Origin of the sequence: Mesonia oceanica (assembly GCF_902499555.1) — a bacterium.
GTDB classification, from domain to species: Bacteria; Bacteroidota; Bacteroidia; order Flavobacteriales; family Flavobacteriaceae; genus Mesonia; species Mesonia oceanica.
This window is the reverse complement of sequence record NZ_CABVMM010000011.1, coordinates 123,733-148,554: the sequence shown is the minus strand read 5'-3', so window position 1 is coordinate 148,554 and position 24,822 is coordinate 123,733. Positions and strand designations below refer to the sequence as shown.

Annotated in this window: 17 protein-coding genes and 1 tRNA gene; 12 read left to right on the top strand and 6 right to left on the bottom strand. The window is 35.3% G+C overall.

Features of this window, described 5'->3' with window-relative positions; translation table 11 throughout:
• Both FVB9532_RS14270 and FVB9532_RS14265 read left to right on the top strand, forming a co-directional pair.
• Entirely contained in the window at nt 1–1,131 is a 1,131-nt protein-coding gene (locus tag FVB9532_RS14270; RefSeq protein ID WP_150545849.1) for a TlpA disulfide reductase family protein, read from the top strand.
• Between the two features lie 75 nt (nt 1,132–1,206).
• Nucleotides 1,207–1,392 carry an SsrA-binding protein gene (locus tag FVB9532_RS14265; protein WP_150545848.1) on the top strand — a complete coding sequence of 62 codons (186 nt, stop codon included), beginning with the start codon at nt 1,207–1,209 and terminating at the stop codon, nt 1,390–1,392.
• Here FVB9532_RS14265 and FVB9532_RS14260 read toward each other — a convergent pair.
• Entirely contained in the window at nt 1,389–1,898 is a 510-nt protein-coding gene (locus FVB9532_RS14260) for an adenine phosphoribosyltransferase (protein WP_150545847.1), read from the bottom strand. The genes FVB9532_RS14265 and FVB9532_RS14260 overlap by 4 nt on opposite strands.
• Before the next feature lie 114 nt (nt 1,899–2,012).
• Between FVB9532_RS14260 and FVB9532_RS14255 the strand changes: the two genes are divergently transcribed.
• Nucleotides 2,013–2,086: transfer RNA gene (locus FVB9532_RS14255), tRNA-Arg, on the top strand.
• A gap of 191 nt (nt 2,087–2,277) precedes the next feature.
• On the opposite strand, the gene FVB9532_RS14250 is transcribed toward FVB9532_RS14255, so the two are convergent.
• Complete coding sequence (locus FVB9532_RS14250; RefSeq protein WP_150545846.1) at nt 2,278–3,624, bottom strand: sensor histidine kinase; 1,347 nt, start codon at nt 3,622–3,624, stop codon at nt 2,278–2,280.
• Nucleotides 3,614–4,960, bottom strand: a complete 1,347-nt coding sequence (locus tag FVB9532_RS14245; protein ID WP_150545845.1) for a sigma-54-dependent transcriptional regulator — start codon at nt 4,958–4,960, stop codon at nt 3,614–3,616. Before FVB9532_RS14245 ends, FVB9532_RS14250 begins: the two co-directional genes overlap by 11 nt.
• A 214-nt stretch (nt 4,961–5,174) precedes the next feature.
• On the opposite strand from FVB9532_RS14245, the gene FVB9532_RS14240 reads away from it, so the two are divergent.
• The 7 genes from FVB9532_RS14240 to FVB9532_RS14210 all read left to right on the top strand — a co-directional run bounded on the left by FVB9532_RS14240 (nt 5,175) and on the right by FVB9532_RS14210 (nt 15,587).
• Nucleotides 5,175–6,428 (top strand): efflux RND transporter periplasmic adaptor subunit, encoded by a 1,254-nt coding sequence (locus tag FVB9532_RS14240; protein ID WP_150545844.1) that lies wholly within the window; start codon nt 5,175–5,177, stop codon nt 6,426–6,428.
• 46 nt (nt 6,429–6,474) lie between these two features.
• Nucleotides 6,475–7,182 (top strand): ABC transporter ATP-binding protein, encoded by a 708-nt coding sequence (locus FVB9532_RS14235; protein WP_150545843.1) that lies wholly within the window; start codon nt 6,475–6,477, stop codon nt 7,180–7,182.
• 68 nt (nt 7,183–7,250) lie between these two features.
• On the top strand, nt 7,251–9,602 hold the full coding sequence (locus tag FVB9532_RS14230) for an ABC transporter permease (protein ID WP_150545842.1): 2,352 nt from the start codon (nt 7,251–7,253) through the stop codon (nt 9,600–9,602).
• Nucleotides 9,603–9,663: 61 nt separating this feature from the next.
• Nucleotides 9,664–12,030 carry an ABC transporter permease gene (locus FVB9532_RS14225; protein ID WP_150545841.1) on the top strand — a complete coding sequence of 789 codons (2,367 nt, stop codon included), beginning with the start codon at nt 9,664–9,666 and terminating at the stop codon, nt 12,028–12,030.
• A gap of 190 nt (nt 12,031–12,220) precedes the next feature.
• A complete protein-coding gene (locus FVB9532_RS14220) occupies nt 12,221–12,427 on the top strand; it encodes a hypothetical protein (RefSeq protein WP_150545840.1) in 207 nt (68 codons plus the stop codon).
• Between the two features lie 21 nt (nt 12,428–12,448).
• Nucleotides 12,449–14,893 carry an ABC transporter permease gene (locus FVB9532_RS14215; RefSeq protein ID WP_150545839.1) on the top strand — a complete coding sequence of 815 codons (2,445 nt, stop codon included), beginning with the start codon at nt 12,449–12,451 and terminating at the stop codon, nt 14,891–14,893.
• 25 nt (nt 14,894–14,918) lie between these two features.
• Nucleotides 14,919–15,587 (top strand): ABC transporter ATP-binding protein, encoded by a 669-nt coding sequence (locus tag FVB9532_RS14210; protein ID WP_150545838.1) that lies wholly within the window; start codon nt 14,919–14,921, stop codon nt 15,585–15,587.
• 281 nt (nt 15,588–15,868) lie between these two features.
• On the opposite strand, the gene FVB9532_RS14205 is transcribed toward FVB9532_RS14210, so the two are convergent.
• The 3 genes from FVB9532_RS14205 to FVB9532_RS14195 all read right to left on the bottom strand — a co-directional run bounded on the left by FVB9532_RS14205 (nt 15,869) and on the right by FVB9532_RS14195 (nt 20,881).
• Complete coding sequence (locus tag FVB9532_RS14205) at nt 15,869–16,078, bottom strand: hypothetical protein (RefSeq protein ID WP_150545837.1); 210 nt, start codon at nt 16,076–16,078, stop codon at nt 15,869–15,871.
• Between the two features lie 302 nt (nt 16,079–16,380).
• Complete coding sequence (locus tag FVB9532_RS14200) at nt 16,381–16,587, bottom strand: hypothetical protein (protein ID WP_150545836.1); 207 nt, start codon at nt 16,585–16,587, stop codon at nt 16,381–16,383.
• Nucleotides 16,588–17,101: 514 nt separating this feature from the next.
• On the bottom strand, nt 17,102–20,881 hold the full coding sequence (locus FVB9532_RS14195; RefSeq protein WP_150545835.1) for an NAD(P)/FAD-dependent oxidoreductase: 3,780 nt from the start codon (nt 20,879–20,881) through the stop codon (nt 17,102–17,104).
• Between the two features lie 550 nt (nt 20,882–21,431).
• Here FVB9532_RS14195 and ilvD point away from each other — a divergent pair.
• Entirely contained in the window at nt 21,432–23,123 is a 1,692-nt protein-coding gene (ilvD, locus tag FVB9532_RS14190; protein WP_150545834.1) for a dihydroxy-acid dehydratase, read from the top strand.
• Nucleotides 23,107–24,816: a biosynthetic-type acetolactate synthase large subunit gene (gene ilvB, locus FVB9532_RS14185; protein WP_150545833.1), complete on the top strand. Its 1,710-nt coding sequence runs from the start codon at nt 23,107–23,109 to the stop codon at nt 24,814–24,816. Before ilvD ends, ilvB begins: the two co-directional genes overlap by 17 nt.
• Nucleotides 24,817–24,822 lie beyond the last annotated feature (6 nt).

Here is a 24,822-nt window from a genome sequence, read left to right as displayed (position 1 = left end):
ATGAAAAGTCACTCATCCCTTATACTCATAATTTGCATACTATTATCTTGTAAACAGAGACCTAAAGGCGACCTAGACCAGTTTGAAATATCAGGAAAAATTTCAGGTATACCCGATAGTACTAAAATTTATTTAACAAATTTAGACACAGATGCTGTTTTTGACAGTACAATTATAGAAAATGAAAACTTTAAATTTAAAGGTAAATTAATTGATCCTCCAACTCAATTATGGCTCCATGGGAACCTTAATAAAGAATTCTTCTATACCAACTTATTGATAAAAAATGAATCTATTAAAATTAATGGAGATCATTCAGATTTCCCTAATTCGTTAAAAATAACAGGATCGCCCACCCAAAATCAAGAAATAGAATTAAATAATCTGTTAGCAAGCTATAGAAACAAAAGGGATTCCATTTTTAATTTAGTGATGAAAGCCCATTATGCAGGAGATAAGGAGAAAGTCAATACCATCAACAAACAAGTTAGCCACCTAGATAGTTTAACGCAAACCATTAAAATAGATTATATCAAGAATCATCCCAACGCTCATACGAGTGTTATTCAATTGAACTATCTTAAAAATCAAATCTCTAAAGAAAAAGTCAAAAAACTTTTTCTGAATCTTGATCCTGAAATTCAGCAAGGAAAATACGGTAGACCCGTAAAAATCTTTCTAGAGGAAAAAATATTAGACGCAGGTGACGCCTATTACAATTTTGAAGCCTACAAGGCTAACAATGAGCCGGTAAAACTTTCCGATCTTAAAGGGAAATATACTTTACTCGATTTTACCACAGCGTATTGTGGACCTTGTATACAAGCTGTTGACGAACTTAAAACATTAAATCAACATATAGATTCTTTAGAAATTATAAGTATTTCAGGAGATATAAATAAAGAAGTTTGGCTTAAATCACTAAAAAGAGATCAAATTACTTGGGAGAGTGTTTGGGACGGAAAAGGCAGTAAAAGCAAAACTTTTATCAAATATGGAGCATCAAGCTTCCCTACTTTTGTACTTATTGATCCAACAGGTAAGCTCATGAGAAAATGGAGTGGATATAGCGAAAAAAGTTTAATCAATAAACTATCAGACTTGGGGTTTAAAAATTTAAACAGTCTCTAAACCCTATAATTTTCTTAAAAACAGCATCCTTGAGAGCTTGACTGTCAAGGATTTTGTATTTTTAAAAGAAAAACCATGGGACTAAAAACATCCATCTTCAGAGGACTTTCTAAATTAAATAAAGTATTGTTGCCCAATTATACCAAAAAAGGACTGGATTTAGAAAAAGCCAATAAATTACAATTAGCCATTATTGGATGGAAGGCTTGGGTAACTAAACACGCAGCAAGAAACCCAAACCAAAAGTTATTACAAAACTAGTAGCTTAACAACGAATGTATGCTCTTGCCTTTTAATTTGCTTCTTCCTTCTAAAAAAGAAAGTTCTATTAAAAAATTACATTGAACAATTTCACCTCCCAAGCGTTCTACCAAATTACAAGCTGCTTGCGCCGTTCCCCCGGTAGCGAGCACATCGTCATGAATTAAAACCTTCTGCCCTGCTTTAATAGCATCTTCGTGAATTTCTAATTGGTCTTGCCCGTATTCTAAATCGTACGATTCTTGTAAGGTTTTATAAGGTAACTTTCCTTTTTTTCGGATAGGTACAAAACCGGCACGAAAATGTTTGGCCAGTAAAGTTGCTAAAAAATAACCTCTAGACTCTATCCCTACCACCATATCTATGTTGGCATCTATGTTTTCTGTAAAACTTTTTATACAAAAGTCTAGAGCTTCGGGGCTTTGCAATAGCGGTGTGATATCTTTATAAGAAATCCCTTTCTTTGGGAAATCAGGTACTGTTCTAATATAACTTTCTAAATTCATAAGAATTGATTATAAAATCCGAAGATAGAAATAAGGAATGAAATTTAAAATTTGAATTTTCTCAAAAAGCCCTTGTAGTTTTATTAAAAAGAAATATATTTGCACCCGCAAAAAGGCCTCGTGGCGCAACTGAATAGCGCATCTGATTACGGCTCAGAAGGTTGCAGGTTTGAATCCTGCCGAGGTCACTAAGAAAACTATTCTTAACCATATAAAACCCTGTAAAATCTATGATTTTACAGGGTTTTTTGGTTTTTAGAAGTCAATTTTAATGGAATTGATTTAATATTAAATACAACACATCGGCTCACAAATAGTTAACTTGATCAACAGTTTTGAGTAAATTTTCTTTCGCTAACAGCTTTTCAAAAGCAAAAAACTATAAAAACAAAAGACTTATCGATGTCCCTTTATGTTCTTCGCTATGAATTTGGATTTTTCCTTTATGTAACATCATAATTTGCTTACATAAACTTAAGCCAATACCACTACCATTCTTTTTGGTGGTAAAGAAAGGAACAAATATGGTTTCCTGAATTTCTGGCGGAATACCATTTCCATTATCGATTACTTTTATAAGCGTGTAACCGTCGGTAGTAGATTTTGCAGTTATCAGCACCTCTGCTCCTTCTTTTCCTTGCAAAGCATCCCGTGCATTCACAATCAAATTAATCAATACCTGTTCGATAAGATAACTATCTATTTTTACCTGCAACTGTGAATTAGAAAGATCAAAATTTAATGCTATATGCTTAGAAGCTAAAGAAGGTTTCATTAATCGTTCTATGGAAGCAAAAAGATTTTCTACATACACATTACTACGATTAATATGGGTAACTTTATTTAGGCTACGATAGGTTTTAGCAAATTTCATTAAACCTTCACTTCGCTTTTTAATGCTTCCAATGGCTTCATTTAAATCTAAAATATCCAAAGCATTTTCTTCAGGATTTTTAAGGTTCTCCCCTACCTGATATTGTAAGGTATCTGCCAACGAAGAAATGGGCGCAATAGAATTCATAATCTCGTGCGTCATTACACTTAGTAACTTTTTCCAGGCTTCAGATTCGTTTTGGTTCAGGGTTTCGTCAATATTTTGAAGTAGAATAATCTTAAAGGAATCTTCATTTTCATAAAAAACCGTTTCAGAAACCAATACTTTTAGCTTTTCCCCATTTACTTGAATACTTATGGAGCTCCCGGTAAGATGACTCATTTCAAAAATGTTCTCAAACAATTCCGGTTTTCTGCTTTTTAGAAACTTAATATTTTTAAAAGAAGGAATACTCAACGTTTTCTTAATCGCTTCGTTCGCCCAAAGTACGTCGCCGGTTTTTTGATGATAAGAAATTATCCCGACATCAACCATTTCTAATATTTTTTGAAGATAAAGATATTGCGCCTCCTTATTCGAGTTGATCTCACGAATCTTATCATTAATGAGGTTAAAGCCTTCGTGAAGTCGCGCTAAATCTTCCGGAGCTCCTTTGCTTACAAATCGTCTTGAAAAATCGTTGTACTTAACCGATTCAAAAAAATCGTCCATCGCCACGAAGCGACGGGTTATAAATTTATACAGCTTATAAAAAACCACTAATGAAAGTATTGCTCCTACCATAAGCAATGCCATTTGGTTCATGCTAACTCCAAAAGCGACAGCAGCTAAACCCAGTGTTAAAACCACCAATCTTATTAAAAGACCTAAAGTATATTTTTTATAAGTCATATTTATTAAGTCTGCGGTACAATGCTGCTCTGGTAATCCCTAACTCTTTAGCCGATTTAGAAATATTCCCTTTATTCTTCTCGATAACCTTCAAAATAGTTTGCTTTTCTACCGTTTCGAGATTGGTCTCCTGAATTCCGTTAGGGCTTTCTACCGACTTTTCCAATCCGGAAAACACTAAATCTTCCGCAGTTAGTGTATCATCATCGGCCATAATCACGGCTCTTTCTAACACATACTGAAGTTCACGAACGTTTCCGGGAAAAGAATGCGACTTTAGCTTACTAAAAAAGTCTTTCTCAAAAGAAAATGGACCTTTAAAATATTTTTCGGCATAAATATCAGTAAAATAGCGACTAAGTATGGTAATATCGGTACCTCGCTCGCGAAGTGGTGGCACCATGAGATCTACCGTATTAATGCGGTAAATTAAATCCTTGCGAAACGTATTCTCATCGGCAAGATCACTCAGTTCTAAATTTGTCGCACAAATTAGCCGAATATCAATAGCTATACTTTCGTTAGATCCTAAGGGAGTAATGGTACGGTTTTGTAACACCGTAAGCAATCTTGCCTGTTGGCGCAAGCTAATATTTCCTATTTCATCCAAAAAAAGTGTCCCACCATTGGCTGCTTCAAAACGCCCTTTACGATCCTCCCGCGCATCGGTAAACGCTCCTTTTTTATATCCAAAAAGTTCACTTTCAAACAAACTCTCCGTGAGCGCACCTACATCTACTTTTACAAACGGCTTGTTTTTCCGAAGGGATTGATCATGAATTGCCCTTGCCACTAAATCTTTACCTGTACCGTTTTCTCCCAAAATCAAGACATTAGCATCTGTAGGAGCTACTTTTTTTAGTTTTTCAAACACCAACTGCATTTCTTCACTTTCGCCAATAATTTTATTTCCGGCAGCGGTAGGTCTCGATAGTTTTGGTTTTACTGACTTTTTTTCAACCAGGGATGTTAAAGCTTCAATCATTTTTTGATTTTTCCAGGGTTTTATCAAAAAATCTGAAGCTCCTTTTTTTAAGGAACGTATGGCCAGATCAATATCAGCGTAAGCAGTAATTAAGATGACCTCTACTTTTTGATCGAGCTGTTTAATCTTATGGAGCCAGAAAATTCCTTCATTACCAGTATTTACCACTCCATTAAAATTCATATCCAGAATAATTATATCAAATTTTTCTTGTTCTAAAAGAGCGGTGATATTATTCGGGTTCTTTTCTGTAACTACTTTATTTACTAAAGATTTCAGCATAATCCGCAATGCAGTTAACACATCGGGATCATCGTCTATAACCAGTATGTTCGCATTTTTTAGTTGCATACCTACAATATTACAACTTTCTGTTACCTATCAATAAGAATGACTTTAGAAATTTAAAACCTTACAAAACTGGTTTATTTCCGAACAGCTAGTGTATTAAAATCGAACACTTTTTATTTCAATAAAAACAGTAAAATACTAGAATACAACTATTTAAACTTATGGCATCATTATGACTAATGATTTAAATGATTTTAAAGACAGTTATTGAACAATGGATATTGCATTAGAAAAGAAACGTTTTACGCCAAAAAGAATTGCGCTGATTATTGGCGCAGCACTTCTAATAGGGTTTATCATATTTATATTACTCTCTTCTAGTGGTAGCACGAAGCTTAATATTGATCGTGAACGCATCAGCATTCATGCTGTTAAAAATGGGGTTTTTCAGGAAAATATTCCGGTTAATGGTGTTGTGATGCCTATTACCACAATTTACCTAGATGCGCTGGAAGGCGGTCGTGTGGAAGAAAAGTTTGTAGAAGACGGTACGCTTATGAAAAAAGGAGAACCTATTCTAAGATTATCAAATACCGATTTAGAATTAAGTCTGGTAAATCAAGAAACCCAAGTCTATAACCTGCTTACTCAAATGCAGCGTACACAAAATGCTTCTCGAGAGAACACCATCAATAAACTCAATCAGCTTACTGAAGTAAAAAGTAGTCTTCGAGAAGCGGAAAGAAAATATAAATTGAATAAAAAACTTTTTGAAAAAGGAGTGGTAGCCAAACAAGAATACCTCGAAACTAAAAACAACTATAATTACCAAAAAGATCGTTTAGCTCTAACTGAAAAAGTACTGCAACAAGATACTATTTCTTCTAAACAGGAAAATGTACAGGTAAGAGAATCTTATGAAAAAACACGAAAAGCGCTAGAATTAATGCGTAAAAAAGTAGAAGACCTAGTGGTAAGAGCCCCGGTTGACGGGCAGCTAACTTCTTTAGATGCAGAAATAGGTCAATCTAAATCGAAAGGAGAACGCCTAGGTCAAATTGATGTGATTAGTGGTTATAAAGTTCGTGCAGATATAGATGAACATTATATTTCAAGAATATATGCAGGACAACAGGGAAGCTTTAATTTTGACGGCAATAGTTATCAATTAGTAATAAAAAAAGTATATACGCAGGTGACTAACGGAAGATTTCAGGTAGATATGACTTTTATGGAAGAAGCGCCTGAGAAATTAAGAAGAGGGCAAACCCTTCAAATTCGAGTAGCCTTGAGCCGAGAAAAAGAAGCTCTACTTATTCCTAAAGGTGGCTTTTTTCAGGAAACCGGTGGAAACTGGATCTTTAAACTTAGTGAAGACGGCAAAATTGCTTACAAGACCGATATTCAATTGGGAAGCCAAAATACAGAATATTATGAAGTACTTTCAGGTTTGGAGCCCGGTGACCAAGTGATTACTTCCAGCTACAGCAATTATGGAGACATCCAAGAACTGGTATTAAAAGACTAAATATGCTAATTTTAAACTATAATTATTCAGGACTAATACATTCATCATGATAAAAATAACAGATCTCGAAAAGTTTTATCGCACAGAAGAAGTACAGACCATTGCTATTAATAAGCTTTCTTTTGAAGTGAAAGAAGGAGAATTTGTATCGGTAATGGGACCATCGGGTTGCGGAAAATCTACCCTACTCAATATTTTAGGGCTTTTGGATGACCCAAATGGGGGCAGCTACCTCTTTAACGGAACGGAAGTTGCCGGATTTAATGAACGCAAGCGAGCCAATCTTAGAAAGCATAACATTGGATTTGTGTTCCAAAGTTTTAACCTTATTGATGAACTTAGTGTATTTGAAAACGTAGAGCTACCTTTAATTTATACCGGTGTAAAAGCCGCTGAACGCAAAGAACGCGTTCACGAGGTACTTGAAAAAATGCAAATTATGCACCGTCGTAAGCACTTTCCACAACAACTCTCCGGAGGTCAACAACAACGTGTCGCTGTAGCTCGTGCCGTAGTAAATAACCCCAAACTCATTCTTGCAGATGAGCCTACCGGGAACTTAGATAGTAGTAACGGTAATGAGGTCATGGATTTATTAACTGAACTGAATGCTACCGGAACTACCATTATTATGGTTACCCATAGCGAACATGACGCCAAATACAGCCACCGCATCATTAGGATGCTCGACGGACAAAAAGTAACTGAAAATATTCTTTCAGAATTTAAAAAAAGACCAAAGGTCGAACTTTAATACTCCAAGGGGTTTCATTCATTAATCTAACTAAAAAGGGACTTCATCAATCCCGATAAACACTTTTTATGTTTAAAAATCATATCAAAATAGCTTTTAGAAATCTTTGGAAAAACAAGGGTTACAGCTCTCTGAATATTATCGGTTTAGCCATCGGAATAACTTGTGCAAGCCTAATATTTTTATGGGTAGAAAATGAATTTAATTACAATAGTAGTATCCCGGAAAAAGATCTTGTCTACTATGTTCCAACCAATCAAATGTACGAAGGAGAATGGGGAACTTTTTATTCTTCACCGGGACCACTAGCCGCCGACTTGAAAGAAGAAATTCCTGAAGTAGTTAAAGCAGGAAGACTCTGGACTAGTAATTTTTTATTTAATGTTGGAGATAATACTATTAAAAGTTCTGGTGAATATGCAGATTATGATATGATCGACATTTTTGGACTGTCCTTTATTGAAGGGACTAAAGAAACTGCCTTTAATAACCCAAATTCCATCATCATTACTCAGGAAACTGCGGCTAATCTTTTTGGGAAAAACACTCAGGTGTTAGGCAAAAATGTTCTTGTCAATAATTCTGAAAATTTTATCGTAACCGGAGTTATAAAAGATTTACCAGACAATACTTCATTTTCCTTTAATTGGCTGGTACCCTTTGATAATTTCATCAATGATAATCCTTGGGCAAAAGGATATGGAAATAATTTTGCGGACACCTTTGTAAAGCTAGCTCCTGGTGTAGATGTAGTGAGTGTAGATGAAAAAGTAAGAAAAATTCTACCTTCAAAAAAAGAAGAAAATGACACAGAAGCATTTCTTCATTCTTCTCAAGATTGGCATTTAAGATCAGAGTTTAAAAATGGTAAGGTAGATGGAGGAGAAATAAAATTTGTTCAGCTGTTTATCATTATCGCTATAATCATTTTGGTAATTGCCTGCATTAACTTTATGAACTTAGCAACCGCGAGGAGTGAAAAAAGAGCTAATGAAGTAGGGGTTCGTAAAGCTTTGGGTTCCGAAAAGAAAACACTTACTTATCAATTTATTATTGAAGCTGTAATTACAGCCGCTTTGTCATCTTTCATTAGTATTTTACTTATTATATTAATGCTTCCTAAATTTAATATGTTGGTAGAAAAACAATTAACATTAGGATTAAATCAACCTTTACATTTACTTTTTTTTATATCAATAACCCTCTTATGCGGAGTTTTTGCCGGTCTTTACCCTGCCTTTTACCTCTCTTCTTTTAAACCTGTAGAGGTTCTTAAGGGCATTAGAACAAAAAAAAGCAGTGCTATATTTATAAGGAAAGGACTCGTAATTACTCAGTTCTCCGTCTCTATTATTTTCATTATCAGCACTATTATTGTTTATCAACAAATCGAACACGTAAAAAATAGAGAACTTGGATTTGAAAAAGAAAACCTCATCGAAATACCGGTAAATGGAAATATGATTTCCAGCTTCCCTCCCATTCAGCAAGACTTAATTTCTTCAGGAATGTTCAGTCACGTTGCTTTAAATAGTTCCAAAATCTTTTCTGCAGGGTATAATGGATCAGGACTAAATTGGCAAGGAGGCATAAATACAGAAGATATTCTTATCAGGTTTAGGTGGATTACTTCCGACTTTTTAAATACGGCGGGAATGGAAATTGTCGAGGGTAGAAACTTTAGTAAGAATTTAGCAAAAGACAGTACAAACATACTCGTTACCCAATCTTTTGCTAGATTGATGGGAGATGATAGCCCTATTGGAAAAGTTGTACATCGCGAACAAGCCTATACCGTTGTAGGGGTAGTTAAAGATTATCTATATGGTGATATGTATGGAGCTAGTAAACCACTAATTTTTTTTAGCGGAAAGGAGGATGCCAGATTTTTATACGTTAAAAAGAAAGCTGGTGTTAGTAACGAATCTGCTTTAGCTAAACTGGAGCGCGTGGTCAACACCTACAACCCTGCTTTTCCTTTTGAATACACATTCGTTGAGGATTCTTTTGATTCAAGATTTAGAAGCGAAACTTTAATAGGTGATCTTACTAAAGTATTTGCACTATTAGCAATTTTTATCTCTTGCTTAGGTTTATTTGGACTAGCTGCCTATACTGCTGAACAGCGTAAAAAAGAAATCGGAATTCGAAAAGTTCTAGGGGCAAGTGTCGATAATCTTGCTAAACTATTATCTAGTGAATTTCTCAAACTAGTAATAATTTCCTGCATCATCGCCTTTCCTATAGCCTGGTTTGTAATGGAACAATGGTTACAAGATTATGCCTATAGAATAGAAATACATTGGTGGGTATTTATAGCTGCCGGGATTGCTGCCATCTGTATCGCTATCATCACGGTAAGCACTCAGGCCATTAAGGCGGCCATCGCCAATCCGATCAAAAGCCTTAGGGCGGAATAGCAAGTATATTTATAGTTATTTAAAAAATTCATCAAAGTTCTTATCAAATAAAAGCATTAGCATGTTCAAAAACTATATCAAAATCGCCTGGCGGAATCTTTTAAAAGATAAGTTTTATAACTTAATCAGTCTTTTAGGTTTAACCATAGCTTTAACTATCGCTATGTTCATTATTGTTTGGGTGAAATCAGAATTGAGTTATAATTCATTTATAAATCACGAAAACATTTTTAGAATATCTAGTAATATTCAAAGTGGTGATGGTATACAAACCTGGGGAGTATCGACCGGACCGGTAGCTACATACGCTCAGAATGATATTCCCGAGGTAAAACACGCCGTTCGCCTTCGAGAGAACTATTCCTACAGAACTTATAGTGTGGGAGATCATAAATTTGACATTAGAGGTGCCTATGTTGATGTCGATTTTTTTGATATGTTTCAACGAAAGGTAATAGCAGGGAATAGAGATATGTTTTTAAAAGACGCCCGCTCAGTTGTACTTACCGCTTCAACAGCAGAAAAACTATTTGGTACTACAAAAGCAGTTGGAAAAACAATTAAGGCCGATTTTGAAGATTTATTTACGGTAACTGGAGTAGTGAATGATTTACCGGAAAATTCTAGTGTTAACTATGAAATGTTCTTTTCCTTAGACATCATTAGAAACACGTATGTAAACAATCCTTACTGGAAATCTATGGAAGCCGATTGGGGCAATTTTAATTTTATAACCTATGTAGAGTTATATGATTCCCAACATCACAAGAAAGTAAATAAAAAATTAACTTACATTCAACAAGCTAATGATCCCAATGCAGAATTATTTAAATCTGATAAGGCTTACTACTTGCAACCCATAAACCAGATGAATTTGTATAGCCCAGGTGGAATTCCTCAAGGAATTAATACCGTTAAGATTTTTAGTATAGTCTTATTTATAATACTCTCTATCGCTTGTATCAATTACGTAAACCTTTCAACCGCGAGGGCATCTCGGCGTACGAAAGAGGTGAGTATTCGTAAAATTATTGGAGCTCAGAAAAAGAGCTTACTCCTACAATTCATTACAGAATCTGTTTTATTCTTTAGTCTTGCTGCAATATTAGCAATTGTCTTAGTATATGCTTTTACGCCAGCCTTTAAAGAAATTACTGCTAAAGATTTAAATATTAATTTCTTAGATGGCTCTTTGTCGCTCATTTTTTTATGTGTCTTTTTGATTATCATTATCGTGTCTTCAATTTACCCAGCATTCATACTTACCTCTTTTAAACCCTTATTGGCGATTAAAGGGAATATGAGCGGAATGAGTCGCGGAAACCTAAGGAAATTATTAGTTACGATACAATTTGTTTTCTCTGTCATGCTTATCATCGGAACAATGGTCATTTCACGTCAGTTAGAGTATATAACTTCTAAAAATCCCGGATACGATCGCACCCAAGTGTTAAACTTTTGGATGAGTAACTCGATGCAAAATCACGCAGCTACTGTAAAAGAAAGGCTTAAAAATATTCCGGGTGTTAGTGCTGTTTCTTTTGCTTCAAACCCCATTATAAATAACACAAATTCTACAGGAGATGTAGCTTGGGATTCTAGTAGAGAAAAAAATGAAATGGTGGTAACTCCGATGGCAATTGATGAAGATTTCATTCCATTAATGAAAATGAAATTGAATGCCGGAGAAAATTTTAAAGGTATTAGCACCGACTCAACACATTATATTCTAAACGAAACTGCGGTAAAATTAACTGGGATTAAAAACCCAATAGGAAAAAACTTTGAACTTTATGAACGTAAAGGAACTATTATAGGAGTCGTTGAAGATTTTAATTTTAAATCTTTAAAAAATGATATCGGACCTATGGTTATGTATTATGAACCGCATACCTATCGGGTTTATTTAAAAACATCAGAAGAAAATACAGCTGCAACAATTACAGCTTTAGAAAATATTTGGAAAGAATATACACCTGATTTTGAATTTAATTATTCTTTTCTGGATGCCTCGTATGAGAAAATGTATCTAAACGATAAACGCACAGGCGAATTGTTTTACATCTTCACCTGGATTGCCATTTTTGTTTCTTGTTTAGGTTTATTTGGATTAACCACCTATACTGCCCAACTTAAAAAAAGAGAAATTGGAATCCGAAAAGTACTAGGGGCATCCGTTTTTCAGGTCACTCGTTTACTTTCTAAAGAATATTTAATTTTAATTTTAATTGCAGCTGTTATTGCTATACCAATATCTTGGTATCTAATGCAGCTATGGCTTCAGGATTTCGCCTATCAAACTCCATTGAATTGGTGGATTTTCATATCTGCAGGTATCATTACCTTATTTATTGCTTTAGCCACTGTAAGCTTTCAAGCTATAAAGGCTGGGCTTGCAAATCCAGTAAAAAATTTAAGAACTGATTAGCACGATATAGAACTAATATAATTACTTATGATTAGAAATTATTTTAAAATCACTTGGCGGAGTCTTTGGAAAGACAAGAAATTAACTGCCCTTAATTTAATAGGATTAAGTATAGCGTTTTACTCTGGTATTTTACTGTGTATATATGGCATACACGAACTATCCTATAAACAATTTTATAAAAATAATTATGATCGCATTTTCTATTGCTGCCCCAATTAGTTGGTGGGCAAGTCAAAAATGGTTAGAAGACTACGCTTACACCATAAATTTGAATGGCTGGTATTTCGCTGGAGCAGGATTATTAACGCTCATCATAGCAGTATTAACAGTAAGTAGCAAAACCATACAAGCAGCGGTTCAAAATCCTGTAAAATCCCTTCGTTCAGAAGAATAAAATCATGTAAATCAAGAAATCATGTTAAAAAACTATTTTAAGATCGCTTGGAGGAACATCTGGAAAAACAAGCTTTTTTCGGCAATCAATATCATCAGTCTCGCCATTGGCTTGAGCGCTTCGTTTATAATTAGCTTGATGGTGTATTATGAATTCAGTTTTGATACCTTTCACAAAGATGGGGATCGCATTTATAGGGTTGTAACAGATTTTGAAACGCCTCAGGGAAATTTAAAAAACGGCGGAGTCGCACCACCTATGCGTATTGCTGCACGGGAAGATTTGACAGGAATTGACCAATCCGCCTATTTTTTTAATTGGTGGATTAGCGAATCTAAAGCCGCTACTGGTGAGCAAGTTTTTCAAGATCCTCAGAAAATCATACTTACAGAGGCAAGCTATTTTGATATTTTTCAATACAACTGGCTTGCAGGTTCTAAAGCAGACGCTTTACAAGGCCCTAACAAAGTAGTGCTTACCCGTAAACGTGCGCTACAATATTTTCCAAATACGCCTTTGGCAGTCATTCTAGGAAAGACGATTGAGTATAACACTGAGATACAAGCTGTGGTTTCTGGTATTGTCGAAGATTTTGACAAGCGCTCAGATCTCTTCTTTGATGAATTTGTTTCTTTAGAAACCGCAAAGCAAACCGATAGTAAAGATCAAATTTTTAGTGATAGCTGGGGAATGACAAACAATGCTTCTCAACTCTATATTAAAATTTCAAAAAATAGTACAGCCACACAAATAAAAAGTCAGCTATTAACTTTAAGCGAACAGCATGTAGATGCCGATATGGTAAAATACAATAATAAGCGAACGTTTAATTTACAACCACTTTCAGATTTACACTTTGATCAGGAATATGGTATTTATGATTATACCCGGCAGGAAGCTAATAAGAATATATTGATCAGTCTTATTTTTATAGCAATCTTCTTACTCCTTTTAGGAAGTATCAATTTTATAAACCTCAATACTGCCCAAGCCACGCAGCGGGCAAAAGAAATAGGCATTCGCAAAACATTAGGAAGTTCAAAAAAGCAGTTGGTTATTCAGTTTCTTGGAGAAACCTTTCTGCTAACCCTCGTTGCTGCTTTCTCTTCCGTTCTCTTATCAATTTTGGCCTTAAAAATCTTTGATGATTTCGTTGCGGAGGGTATTACCCCAATGCTCATGGCAACACCGTGGTTTATTGCTCTAATGATTGGGCTCATCGTTATCATAACATTTTTATCCGGGTTTTATCCAGGGCTTGTGCTTTCGCGGTTTAAACCTTCTCGAGCGCTTAAAGGAGCGCTTATACGTTCTGAAAACAAAGGTTCTTTACGCAAAATATTAACGGTTTCACAATTTGTTATTGCTCAGAGTTTTGTAATCGCCACCTTACTTGTTAGTAAGCAAATATATTTTATGATGCACAGCGATCTGGGTTTTAGAACAGATGCTGTTGCATATATACAAACCCCTTGGGAAGATAATAGTGTCAATAAAAGACTCATTTTAGAAAACGAAATTAAAAAACTACCCGATGTTTCTAAAGTAAGTCTGGGAGGAATGCCTCCGGCGTCTTACAATAGGGCAACCCGAATGGGAGTTTTAAAAAAGGGAAATCAAGAATTAACTGAAGAAATACAGCTACTTAATGCCGATACAGATTATCTGGATGTATACGATATTGATATTCTGGCCGGAAGAAAAGCCTTGAATGATACCATTGAAGAATATGTTATCAACGAAACAGGGATGCGTGCTTTCGGGTTTCAAAATCCGGAAAATATTTTGGGAGAATACATTGAGTTGAATAACAATAAAAAATTGATCGTAGGGGTCATGAAAGATTTTAAGCAACGCTCTCTTAAAAGCGGAGTCATTCCGCTAATGTTAACCGGAGATACAAGTAGAGAGCGACGTACTAAGTTTAACAATGTTCATATAGTTTTTGGAGGAACGTCCGAAAATTGGAGTAAGACAATAGCACAAGTTGAGGAAATCTATAAAAATATATACCCTGGAGAAGCTTTTAAAATGACTTTTATTGATGAAAGCATTGCTGACTTTTACCGTCAAGAAAAGCAGATTGCAACCTTACTTAAATGGGCCACGGGCCTTTCAGTGATCATAGGTTGTCTTGGCTTACTGGGACTCGTTATTCATACAACAGAGCGCCGTACCAAAGAAATAGGGGTTCGAAAAGTCTTGGGCGCAACAGTGGCTCAACTCAACCTTTTATTATGCAAAGATTTTTTAAAATTAATAGCCGTTGCTTTCTTAATTGCAGTTCCGTTTGCGGGGTGGGGAATTCAAAACTGGCTTCAGGATTATGCCTTTAGAACCGAAATGAGCTGGTGGGTTTTCGCCTTAAGCGGATTGGTAATGCTTGTTTTGGCTCTTGTGATTATTAGTCTTAAAACCCTATCAACTTCCCGAAAGAATCCAGTTAACTCATTACGTACTGAATAAAATAACATATATAAAATAAAAACCAATGCTTTTAGAACTTCAACATATTTATAAATGGGTCAAACAAAGTGGAAGAAATATCTTCCTACTTAATGATGTGAGTCTTCAGGTTCAAGAAGGAGAATTCATTTCAATTATGGGACCTTCCGGATCTGGAAAATCCACCTTACTCAATGTAATTGGAATGTTGGATGGATTTCAGGAAGGAACCTATCATTTTCAGGAACAACCAATACATACCTTAAAAGAAAAACACCGATCTAATTTATATAAAGAATACATCGGTTTTGTATTTCAACAATACCATTTGATCGATGAATTAACGGTCTATGAAAATATAGAGACGCCCCTTCTTTATAAAAAAGTGAAGTCTTCTGAACGCAAAGCTTTAGTAAGCGACATGCTTGACCGATTCAATATCGTAGGAAAAAAAGATCTTTTTCCTCATCAGTTAAGCGGTGGTCAACAACAACTCGTAGGCATTGCCAGAGCTCTTATTTCTAAACCCAAAGTTATCCTTGCCGATGAACCGACAGGAAACCTGAACTCTAAACAAAGTGAAGAAATTATGCAGCTGTTTAAACAGTTAAATGAAGAGGATAACGTGACCATTATTCAGGTCACCCATTCTGAAACGAATGCGGCTTATGCCACTAAAATCATTAATCTTTTAGACGGAAGTATTACCAAATGATCGATAAAATATAAAACTGAGCTTCACTCTGGCTCAGGCATTACTAGATAAAAATACTTTAACTGATAGAAAGTATTTAAAATTTCTCTACCTTAAAGTCTAGCTTTTGGAAATTGATGATCCTTTTCTATACGCAAAATTAGAAAGCTCATTATTGGAAGTCTTTTCATAATAGATTAAATCAAATGCTGGAAAGTTAAAATTACTAAACAAAAAACCTCATCAAATTTGATAAGGCTTTTTCAAACAAACAAGTATGAAATGATTTTTACTCTTTCTTTTTAGAATTCATAATCAGATTTTAAGTCACTATTATTATCCACGGCAACATCCTGAGAACGATCAACTTCTTGCGTTTGATCTATATGATAAGCTTCTGTAAATTTCTCATTGAAATATTGAAATGGAAATATATAGCAAACCGTACCAAATACAACCACCCAAATGGTTATAAATAACATGCTTTTTTTTAGTATAGATAAAATTCCCATAGTTCAATTTATTTTAATTAACGCTCACTTACCATGAGCTGTTTCGATTACATTACAAATATATGCATTTAATCGATTTAAATTACACTTTATCTGCTTTTTAATGATTTATTAACATTTTAGCCGATAAAAAACGTTTATTTAACCAATTTTTTAAATTAAAATATTCATTACAGAAAACGCTTCGGTAAATAAAAAGAGAAAAACCTGTCTATCTAATTAAAATCTAACTAGTTATTAAAACCAAAAAAGCTTTATCTTTTCAGATAAAGCCTTAAATATATACTAAAGTAAAGTCTTGTTTAATAGTTAATAATGTCTGATTGATGTTGATTAGAAGTTGCCAATTCTTGAGAATGATCTACCTCTCGACTTTGTTCTAAATTATAAGCTTCTGTAAATTTCTGATTAAAATACTGAAATGGGAAAACAGTGCAAATTGCACCAAAAACAATTACCCAAAGGCTTACAAAAATTAAAAACCGTTTTATAAATGATAACACGCCCATAGTCCTAAAATTAAGTGTTAAAAATATCCTCTGTGTTATCGACGCCATTAACTCAGCATCAATTACAAAGCAAAAATAAGCACTTAATCGGAAATAACAACACTTAAACTGTTAAATTTAATATTTCATTAACATTTGTTGTTAAAAATAAGCATGCTTTGAACTGATTTTTTTAAGCGATTAAACAGCCTCAGAAGGAATTTATAGCGATAAAAAAAATTATTACTAATTTTTAACTTTTATATCAAAAAACCTAATTAAATCAAAAAAAACTACACGAATTTAAAAACTAGCAACCCAGAAATAGAAATTGATTATAGCCAGACAACCAAAACTAAAGGGATTGCTTTCTTAAATGAAAAGGAGATTATTATTTACAATTAACCTCAACCAAAATGAATAAATCATACTAAAGTAGCGATGGATGTTTTAAACTGTAGCTACAAATAAAAAAAGCAAGCACTTACAGAAGGCTTGCCTTTTCAACTTTATCTAATCACTTCAATTGTTTACTTTACTTATCTTTATTAAGGTTTCCTTGTATAGACCAAGCAAAATCTAACTGAACTTGATTTTTAAAATACTCATTATCCATGCTTATGTATTGTGCGGTAGAATATTTTCCTCCAGGTGGAATGGCCAAAGCATGGCAAGTCATACAATTAGTTTGTACTCCATATTTATAAGAAGGCTTAAAGGTATTCTTAAACTGAAATACCCCAGGTCCAAAACTTCCCTCTAAATAAGGGTTAAACGAAATGATAGCTTCAGCACCTTTATCACTTCCTCCAGTGATAGGTTGGTTAGGCCATACCATTGCATAAGCAGTAGAAACGGCATAATTTGCAGCGGCCCCGGTAATAGACGAAGGCCTTAACTCGGCATTAAACTTAGAACTTGGACTGGTAGGATTGTCCGGTCTATACGTCCAATAATAAGTTTGCCAAGTCCAATTGCTAATTTCTTTAGTACCTACATGCATTCCTACTAAAAGTACATAATCCCCAACTTTAAACTGACTGGATGTTTTGGTATCAATATCTTCGTGTTTATTTAAATAAGCAGCTCCCTCTTGATCTATTTTATAATGAATAAATTCATTTAAATTACAAGTAGCTTTAGCTATTTCTTTATCTGTAGGATTATTTCCTTTCACCGGAACTAGCTTTTTATCTTTAGCTTGACCATTGGTAATATCTACAAACACATAGAAATTCCAATCCTCGTTTCCAAATTCTTTTGCAGGATTAGGCATTCCAGGCCAAACCGGAACCCTTATAAGATCATCACTATTTGGTTTTCCTGCATAATAAGTAGGCTTGGTAGTAATCGCATCTGCAGGAAAGTCAGGAATTTTACCAATCTTATCTTTTCGGTAGTAACCATCAAGCACACTCTTATTAAAAATTAAATTTTGGGTAGCAAAACAAGCTGCACTTGGATTGTATGAAACGGTTTCCAATACTTTAAAAGTTGAATCAATTTTAGCTTGATTTGCAAAAAGTTGTGCGTGAAAAAACTGTTTCGGAATTTCTAAATCTGTCCGTTCAGTTTTTAGTTGATTACACCCTCCTTCCCTATCTTGTGCTGCAGACATTTTTGCAAGTTCATCTACGCCCATCCACGTTTCGAACACATATAAGGTATCTCCATTATAAGTTTGATTGGTCTTTCGAGTAAGGTTTTCCCAAATCCCCCAAGCATGTTGAGTTATTTTTAGGGTATCCCTATTAGCAAGCCACTCATAGATTTTGGTAGAATCTTCCGGAAAATGAAATTCACTTTCTTCTTTATAAATTGAAAAATGCTGAGGTTTAATTCCCATATTTTCATTACTCTGCTCTGTAGTGGGTTTCTTTGTTTCCTTAATTGGAGCTTCCTCCTTCTTTTCTTCTTTACAAGAAAGTAAGCTGAAAAAACACATGATTAATAGAAATGAGTAAGTAGCTAATTGGCTTAAATTAGATACTTTGTTGGCTGTTTCACTCGTTGACTTTTTTTCCAAAACAGGTTCACTAAATGAAAAGCCTAATCGGTCAACAGCATCTCCGGTAAGTCCATTAATATTAGAAAAGTACATATGACTAAGGAAAGACATTTCATAAACAAGTGCTCCCTCTTCCGGCTTTCCTCCATAAATCTCTCCATTAACTTCAATACAATTTACAATCGTAGCCCGGTAATAGTCAGAATCAATCACATATAACTTTAAATGCTCTACCGGTTCAGCTAGATTGATACTTACTGTTTTATAACCTGTCTTACCGCCTATAAGTTGTTGGTTTACCTCTACTCCGCAAATGCAATTTCCCTGTATGTGCAATACCAATGAATCGTTAGTACTTAAAGGCTGATTAAAAGGTTGGGTGTGTACCGAAGAACCTCCATAAGGACCAAAAGAAATCACAGCATCGTTCCAACTGGGATTATCATATCTAATGGATTCTGAATTTAAATTCTCAAAAGGACTATAATCATTTGCCGTTAATTTACCTCCCATATTTGTTGCTATCGCAGAAAAAGCATTTAAACCAGTTTGTAAGGCTCCTTCTACCCAGCCACCGACCCACGAATAACTATCACCGGCAAAGTATATTTTGGCCTTATCTTTAGATACATCCATGAAATTATAAAATAACTTACTTAAATAATCTTCTTGAGTAGCTTCAGATAAAGCAAAAGCACCGTTGTAATATTGCTTTAATTGCCAATCTATTTTTACTGCATTGGAAGCATCTACTTTATCGGGCATTGCATCTAAAATATAATCGATGTCGTCCAATTGTTTTAAATCAGAAAGAAAACGTTGATACCTATCATTTAACTCTCCCAAGGATTCGGCTTTTTCAGAATAGTCTTCCCAAACATAATTCATCAAACAAACAGCATCTTCACTTTCTTTATTATATTCTAACGTATAAAAGTTAGCCATTGCCGTATCGGTAGTGATGCATCTTACCTTATCTTTATTTGCCTCCCCTACCCACCAAGGTTTTACTTTTAAGAAAAATTTACTGGATTGAGCAATGTGTAAATTACCTATGGACTGTCTCTTTCGCTGTGGAATAATTTTTTCTGCTACATCTCTTTGTTTTCGCTGCCACAAAGAATCAATACCCATTTCTATTTCTGCAGAACGGTGGGTAGTCGCCATTACTAAATGATTAATTTTATCATCAAGTAATTTTTGCTCATTATTTAAAAGACCAATAGTTTCTCCTGTATCATCCGGTTGAATATGATGTACAGGTGAATTTAATTCGATAAAATCACGTAGTTTTTTTCCGTTAAAATCATAATCGGCTAAAGCATCTACTACAGAATCTGTTCCAGTCACCAATAAAGCGTGGTTTTCTTCCAGTTTATTTAAGGTAAACCTCAACATGCAGATAAATCCAATATTAAACAACGGATATTCTCCACCAATTCCCGTTCCTATCGTTCCAAATTTTTCAATATCCTGAGGATACTTCCATTCATAAGTTTCTCCCCACTCATTCGTTTCTGTATTAAAAGTTTTAGGAGCATTAGGCTGACAAAAAATAGCGATTACACCTTCTACAAAACTTTTATCTTTAAAATAATTGACATAACCTTGCCAAGCATTTTGAGCTTTTACAGGATTATAAACATCCGGTCGGGATAAATCAAGCCAGTCCATAATCTGAGCCGGCGGATCTAATTGTACTCCGTTTGCCAATAAAATAGGTTCTCGGGTATGAAGAAAGCCATTCCAACTTTCATTAATATCTTTAAAAACTTCAGGAAGTGGCTCTCCCGGGTTCACCTCATATTGCGTTCCATTGTATAACACCAATGTAGGAACCAATCCGGGATCTGGGAAATCTGAATTTAAAATAATATCGTGGGAATGTTTACTAGAGTTATCCTGCAAAAATTTAATATACCAATACAGGCAATTTTCTGAAGGCGGAAATCTCATCGCTCCCAGCTCTGCAAAATTATTATCGTCATTAGGAAATTTATAAGAATAAAACCTGCCACCAATCCTATTGGTAGCTTCATAAATTTTAAAATTGGTAAATCCGGATCTCAGTAATTCAAAACCAGTTATTAATCCGCTCATCCCAGAACCAATAATCGCTACTTTTTCATCTGCAGAAACATTTTCTAAGGAAGCTAATTTATCTTTCGACTCGTTGAGCCACTTCTGATAATCCATCACAGGCGTATCAACCATACTCGATGGGATTAACCTTTTAATTTTACCATTTTCAATTCCATTATCGCTCTTAAATGCTAAGGGTCGAAGACTTGTAAGAAAATTATGCATGATTTGATAGTTTTTTGGTTATTATTCTATCAACCAAATTATTACATATCATTTTATTATACATGAGTACTAATACCTGTTTTTTTTAAAATACCTGAGTAAGGCTATTTATTTTTCCATAACGAATAAAATAAGCCTACGTAATAGCAGCTAATAATTTTCATATCGATATTTTTTTCAACTAAAATTGAGGATTCAATAAAAATCACACATTTTAACATTTTAAGTGGATCAAATTTTGGCCGATACATATTAAAACTATAATTTCATCAAATAATTATGAAGAAATCAAGCAATAACATATCAACTATCCTTCTAGTCATTTCTATTATTAGAAATTAATGGATGGATGGTCACTAAAATTTAAGCCATCCTTTTTCGGATGGCTTTTTTATTTATAAAAATGAAAAACAACAGTAATTATATGATGAGCATTATTCTTTTAGTCATTATTATTCCAATAATGAACTGAGAAGGTATGCTATTCACTCACCATATTTAAAAGCCCTTCTCATCATAAGAAGGGCTTTTTAGTTTAAAGAATAAAACTATGAAACTCAACAAATTTAGTCAACGTGTCACCCAAGATCCTTCCCAACCCGCTTCGCAGGCCATGTTGCATGCCTTAGGATTAACCGATGAAGATTTGGCAAAACCCTTAATAGGCATAGGCAGCACGGGCTTTGAAGGAAATCCATGCAACATGCACCTTAACGACTTAGCACAACACGTAAAAACCGGTATCAACAGCAATGAGGGTGTCGGTTTAGTATTTAACACCATTGGGGTAAGCGATGGTATTTCTATGGGAACGCCGGGAATGCGATTTTCACTTCCTTCCCGTGATATTATTGCCGATTCTATGGAAACCGTTGTAGAAGGGATGAGCTATGATGCACTGGTTACTGTAGTTGGTTGCGATAAAAATATGCCGGGTGCACTCATGGCAATGTTTAGATTAGACAGACCTTCCGTCATGGTTTATGGAGGAACCATTGCTCCCGGAAAATTAGGAGACAAAAAACTAGATGTAGTTTCTGCTTTTGAAGCTTGGGGACAAAAATCTGCCGGAAAAATGAAGGAGTGTGAATTTAAAAAAGTGATCCATCATGCTTGTCCCGGTCCAGGTGCCTGTGGCGGAATGTACACAGCAAACACGATGGCTTCCGCGATTGAAGCCTTAGGTTTTTCACTCCCCTATAACGCTTCTAATCCTGCTGTAGGAAATGCAAAACAAGTAGAATGTACCAAAGCTGGAGAAGCAGTCATGGAGTTACTAAAAAAAGATTTAAAACCTTCCGATATTGTTTCTAAAAAATCTTTTGAAAATGCAATTACCGTAGTCATTGCCCTTGGCGGTTCTACCAATGCCGTCTTGCATTTTTTAGCGATTGCCGATGCCGCAGGAGTTGATTTTAAAATAGACGACTTTCAACGCATTAGTGATCAAGTTCCCTATCTAGCCGATTTAAAACCAAGCGGAAAATACTTAATGGAAGACTTGCACAAAATTGGAGGGACTCCAGCCGTGATGAAATATTTATTGGAAAAGGGTTACCTTCATGGAGATTGCCTGACGGTAACCGGAAAAACTTTAGCAGAAAACTTAGCTGAAGTCCCCTCGCTCTCTGCGGAACAGGACATTCTCCATTCCGTAGAAAATCCTTTAAAAGCTACCGGACATTTACGCATTCTGAAAGGAAACCTAGCTCAGGAAGGTGCAGTGGCAAAAATTACCGGTAAAGAAGGATTGCTTTTCTCGGGAACTGCTAAAATTTATAATGGTGAATATGAAGCCAATGATGGTATTTCAAAAGGGGAAGTAAAAGAAGGTGATGTAGTGGTAATTCGATATGAAGGTCCAAAAGGCGGGCCGGGAATGCCAGAAATGCTTAAACCAACTTCTGCTATTATGGGAAGAGGTTTAGGTAAAAAAGTAGCTTTAATTACCGATGGGAGATTTTCAGGAGGCACGCATGGTTTCGTCGTAGGTCACATTACTCCGGAAGCACAAGTTGGCGGAACCATTGGTTTACTGAAAGACGGTGACCAAATTACCATCGATGCTGAAAAAAACACTATTGATGTTCACCTTTCTGAAGAAGAGTTACTTCAACGTAAAAAAGAATGGAAAGCACCACCTCTAAAAGTAAATCGTGGTGCACTATTTAAATATGCTCAATCTGTAACCTCTGCATCTTTAGGATGCGTAACCGACAAAGTTTATGGAAACACCCACTAAAACAAAAGTAATCACAGGAGCAGAAGCCGTTGTAAAATGCCTTTTGCAAGAAGAAACGGAATATTTATTTGGATATCCCGGAGGAGCCATTATGCCGGTTTATGATGCGATGTACGATTATCGCGATCGATTAGAACACATTTTAACCAGGCACGAACAAGGAGCTATTCACGCAGCACAGGGTTACGCACGTGTCTCAGGAAAAGTTGGAGTTTGTATTGCCACATCAGGTCCGGGAGCAACCAATTTAATTACGGGATTGGCCGATGCGCAAATCGACTCAACTCCTTTAGTATGTATCACCGGTCAAGTAGGTAGTAATCTTTTAGGCACGGATGCCTTTCAAGAAACCGATGTGGTGGGTATTTCTACCCCTGTGACCAAATGGAACATTCAAGTGACCAAAGCAAAAGATATTCCGCAAGCATTGGCAAAAGCTTTTTATGTAGCCAAAAGTGGAAGACCGGGACCGGTATTAATTGACATCACCAAAGATGCACAGTTTGAAAGTGTTGAATTCGAATATGAAAGTTGCCAAAGTGTTCGTAGTTATGTTCCTGACAATCCGGTTAATGAAGAACAAATAAAAAAAGCTGCTGAACTTATCAATGCAGCTAAAAAACCTTATGTGCTTTTTGGTCAAGGAGTCGTATTAGCAGAAGCTCAGGAGGAATTCAGGAAATTCATTGAAAAAGGAGATCTTCCTTCCGCATGGACTATTCTAGGTATTTCTGCACTCTCTTCTCATCATCCTTTAAATATGGGAATGCTAGGGATGCACGGCAATTATGGCCCCAATTTATTAACCAATGAATGTGACGTTTTAATTGCAGTAGGGATGCGTTTCGACGATCGCGTAACAGGAGATTTAAGTCGCTATGCCAAGCAAGCAAAAGTGATTCATCTAGAAATTGATCCGGCAGAAATCAACAAAAATGTACACGCCGATGTTCCGGTTTTAGGCAATTGTAAACAATCTTTACAAATGTTAACCGAACTTTTAGAAGAAAACAAGCACGAAGACTGGAAGCAACGTTTCTATGATTGCAAACAAAAAGAATTTTTAGAAGTGGTTGAAGAAGAACTTTCTCCATCTTTAGAAAAAGAAATAACGATGGGCGAAGTCATCAAAAAAATATCAGACAAAACCTTTGGTAAAGCCGTCATCGTCACCGATGTCGGGCAGCATCAAATGGCATCGCAACGCTATTACGAACATGACCAATGGCGAAGCCACGTTACTTCCGGTGGTTTAGGAACTATGGGGTTTGGGCTTCCTGCAGCTATCGGTGCCAAATTAGGAGCACCCGAACGGGAAGTAATTTGTGTAGTGGGCGATGGTGGTTTTCAAATGACGATTCAAGAGTTAGGAACCATTTTTCAATCGCAAATTGATGTGAAAATTTTAGTGCTAAATAATGAATTCCTAGGAATGGTTCGTCAATGGCAAGAATTATTCTTTGATCGTCGCTATTCGTTTACAGAAATGGTAAATCCCGATTTTCAAACCATTGCCAAAGGTTATCATATCGAAACCGAGCGTGTTGAAAAACGCGAATATTTAGAAGATGCCTTAAACCGATTTTTAAATCATAAAGGCAGCTATTTATTAGAAGTAATGGTAGGAAAAGAAAATAATGTTTTCCCGATGATCCCTACCGGATGCTGTGTTTCTGAAGTTCGATTAAAATAAAACAAG

Coding starts and splice junctions, on each gene's coding strand:
- FVB9532_RS14260 (WP_150545847.1), bottom strand. CDS start 1,898: ATGAATTTAGAAAGTTATATTAGAACAGTACCTGATTTCCCAAAGAAA.
- FVB9532_RS14230 (WP_150545842.1), top strand. CDS start 7,251: ATGTTTAAAAATCATATCAAAATAGCTTTTAGAAATCTTTGGAAAAAC.
- FVB9532_RS14220 (WP_150545840.1), top strand. CDS start 12,221: ATGATCGCATTTTCTATTGCTGCCCCAATTAGTTGGTGGGCAAGTCAA.
- FVB9532_RS14205 (WP_150545837.1), bottom strand. CDS start 16,078: ATGGGAATTTTATCTATACTAAAAAAAAGCATGTTATTTATAACCATT.
- FVB9532_RS14235 (WP_150545843.1), top strand. CDS start 6,475: ATGATAAAAATAACAGATCTCGAAAAGTTTTATCGCACAGAAGAAGTA.
- FVB9532_RS14200 (WP_150545836.1), bottom strand. CDS start 16,587: ATGGGCGTGTTATCATTTATAAAACGGTTTTTAATTTTTGTAAGCCTT.
- FVB9532_RS14210 (WP_150545838.1), top strand. CDS start 14,919: ATGCTTTTAGAACTTCAACATATTTATAAATGGGTCAAACAAAGTGGA.
- FVB9532_RS14250 (WP_150545846.1), bottom strand. CDS start 3,624: ATGACTTATAAAAAATATACTTTAGGTCTTTTAATAAGATTGGTGGTT.
- FVB9532_RS14215 (WP_150545839.1), top strand. CDS start 12,449: ATGTTAAAAAACTATTTTAAGATCGCTTGGAGGAACATCTGGAAAAAC.
- ilvD (WP_150545834.1), top strand. CDS start 21,432: ATGAAACTCAACAAATTTAGTCAACGTGTCACCCAAGATCCTTCCCAA.
- FVB9532_RS14245 (WP_150545845.1), bottom strand. CDS start 4,960: ATGCAACTAAAAAATGCGAACATACTGGTTATAGACGATGATCCCGAT.
- FVB9532_RS14225 (WP_150545841.1), top strand. CDS start 9,664: ATGTTCAAAAACTATATCAAAATCGCCTGGCGGAATCTTTTAAAAGAT.
- ilvB (WP_150545833.1), top strand. CDS start 23,107: ATGGAAACACCCACTAAAACAAAAGTAATCACAGGAGCAGAAGCCGTT.
- FVB9532_RS14270 (WP_150545849.1), top strand. CDS start 1: ATGAAAAGTCACTCATCCCTTATACTCATAATTTGCATACTATTATCT.
- FVB9532_RS14265 (WP_150545848.1), top strand. CDS start 1,207: ATGGGACTAAAAACATCCATCTTCAGAGGACTTTCTAAATTAAATAAA.
- FVB9532_RS14240 (WP_150545844.1), top strand. CDS start 5,175: ATGGATATTGCATTAGAAAAGAAACGTTTTACGCCAAAAAGAATTGCG.
- FVB9532_RS14195 (WP_150545835.1), bottom strand. CDS start 20,881: ATGCATAATTTTCTTACAAGTCTTCGACCCTTAGCATTTAAGAGCGAT.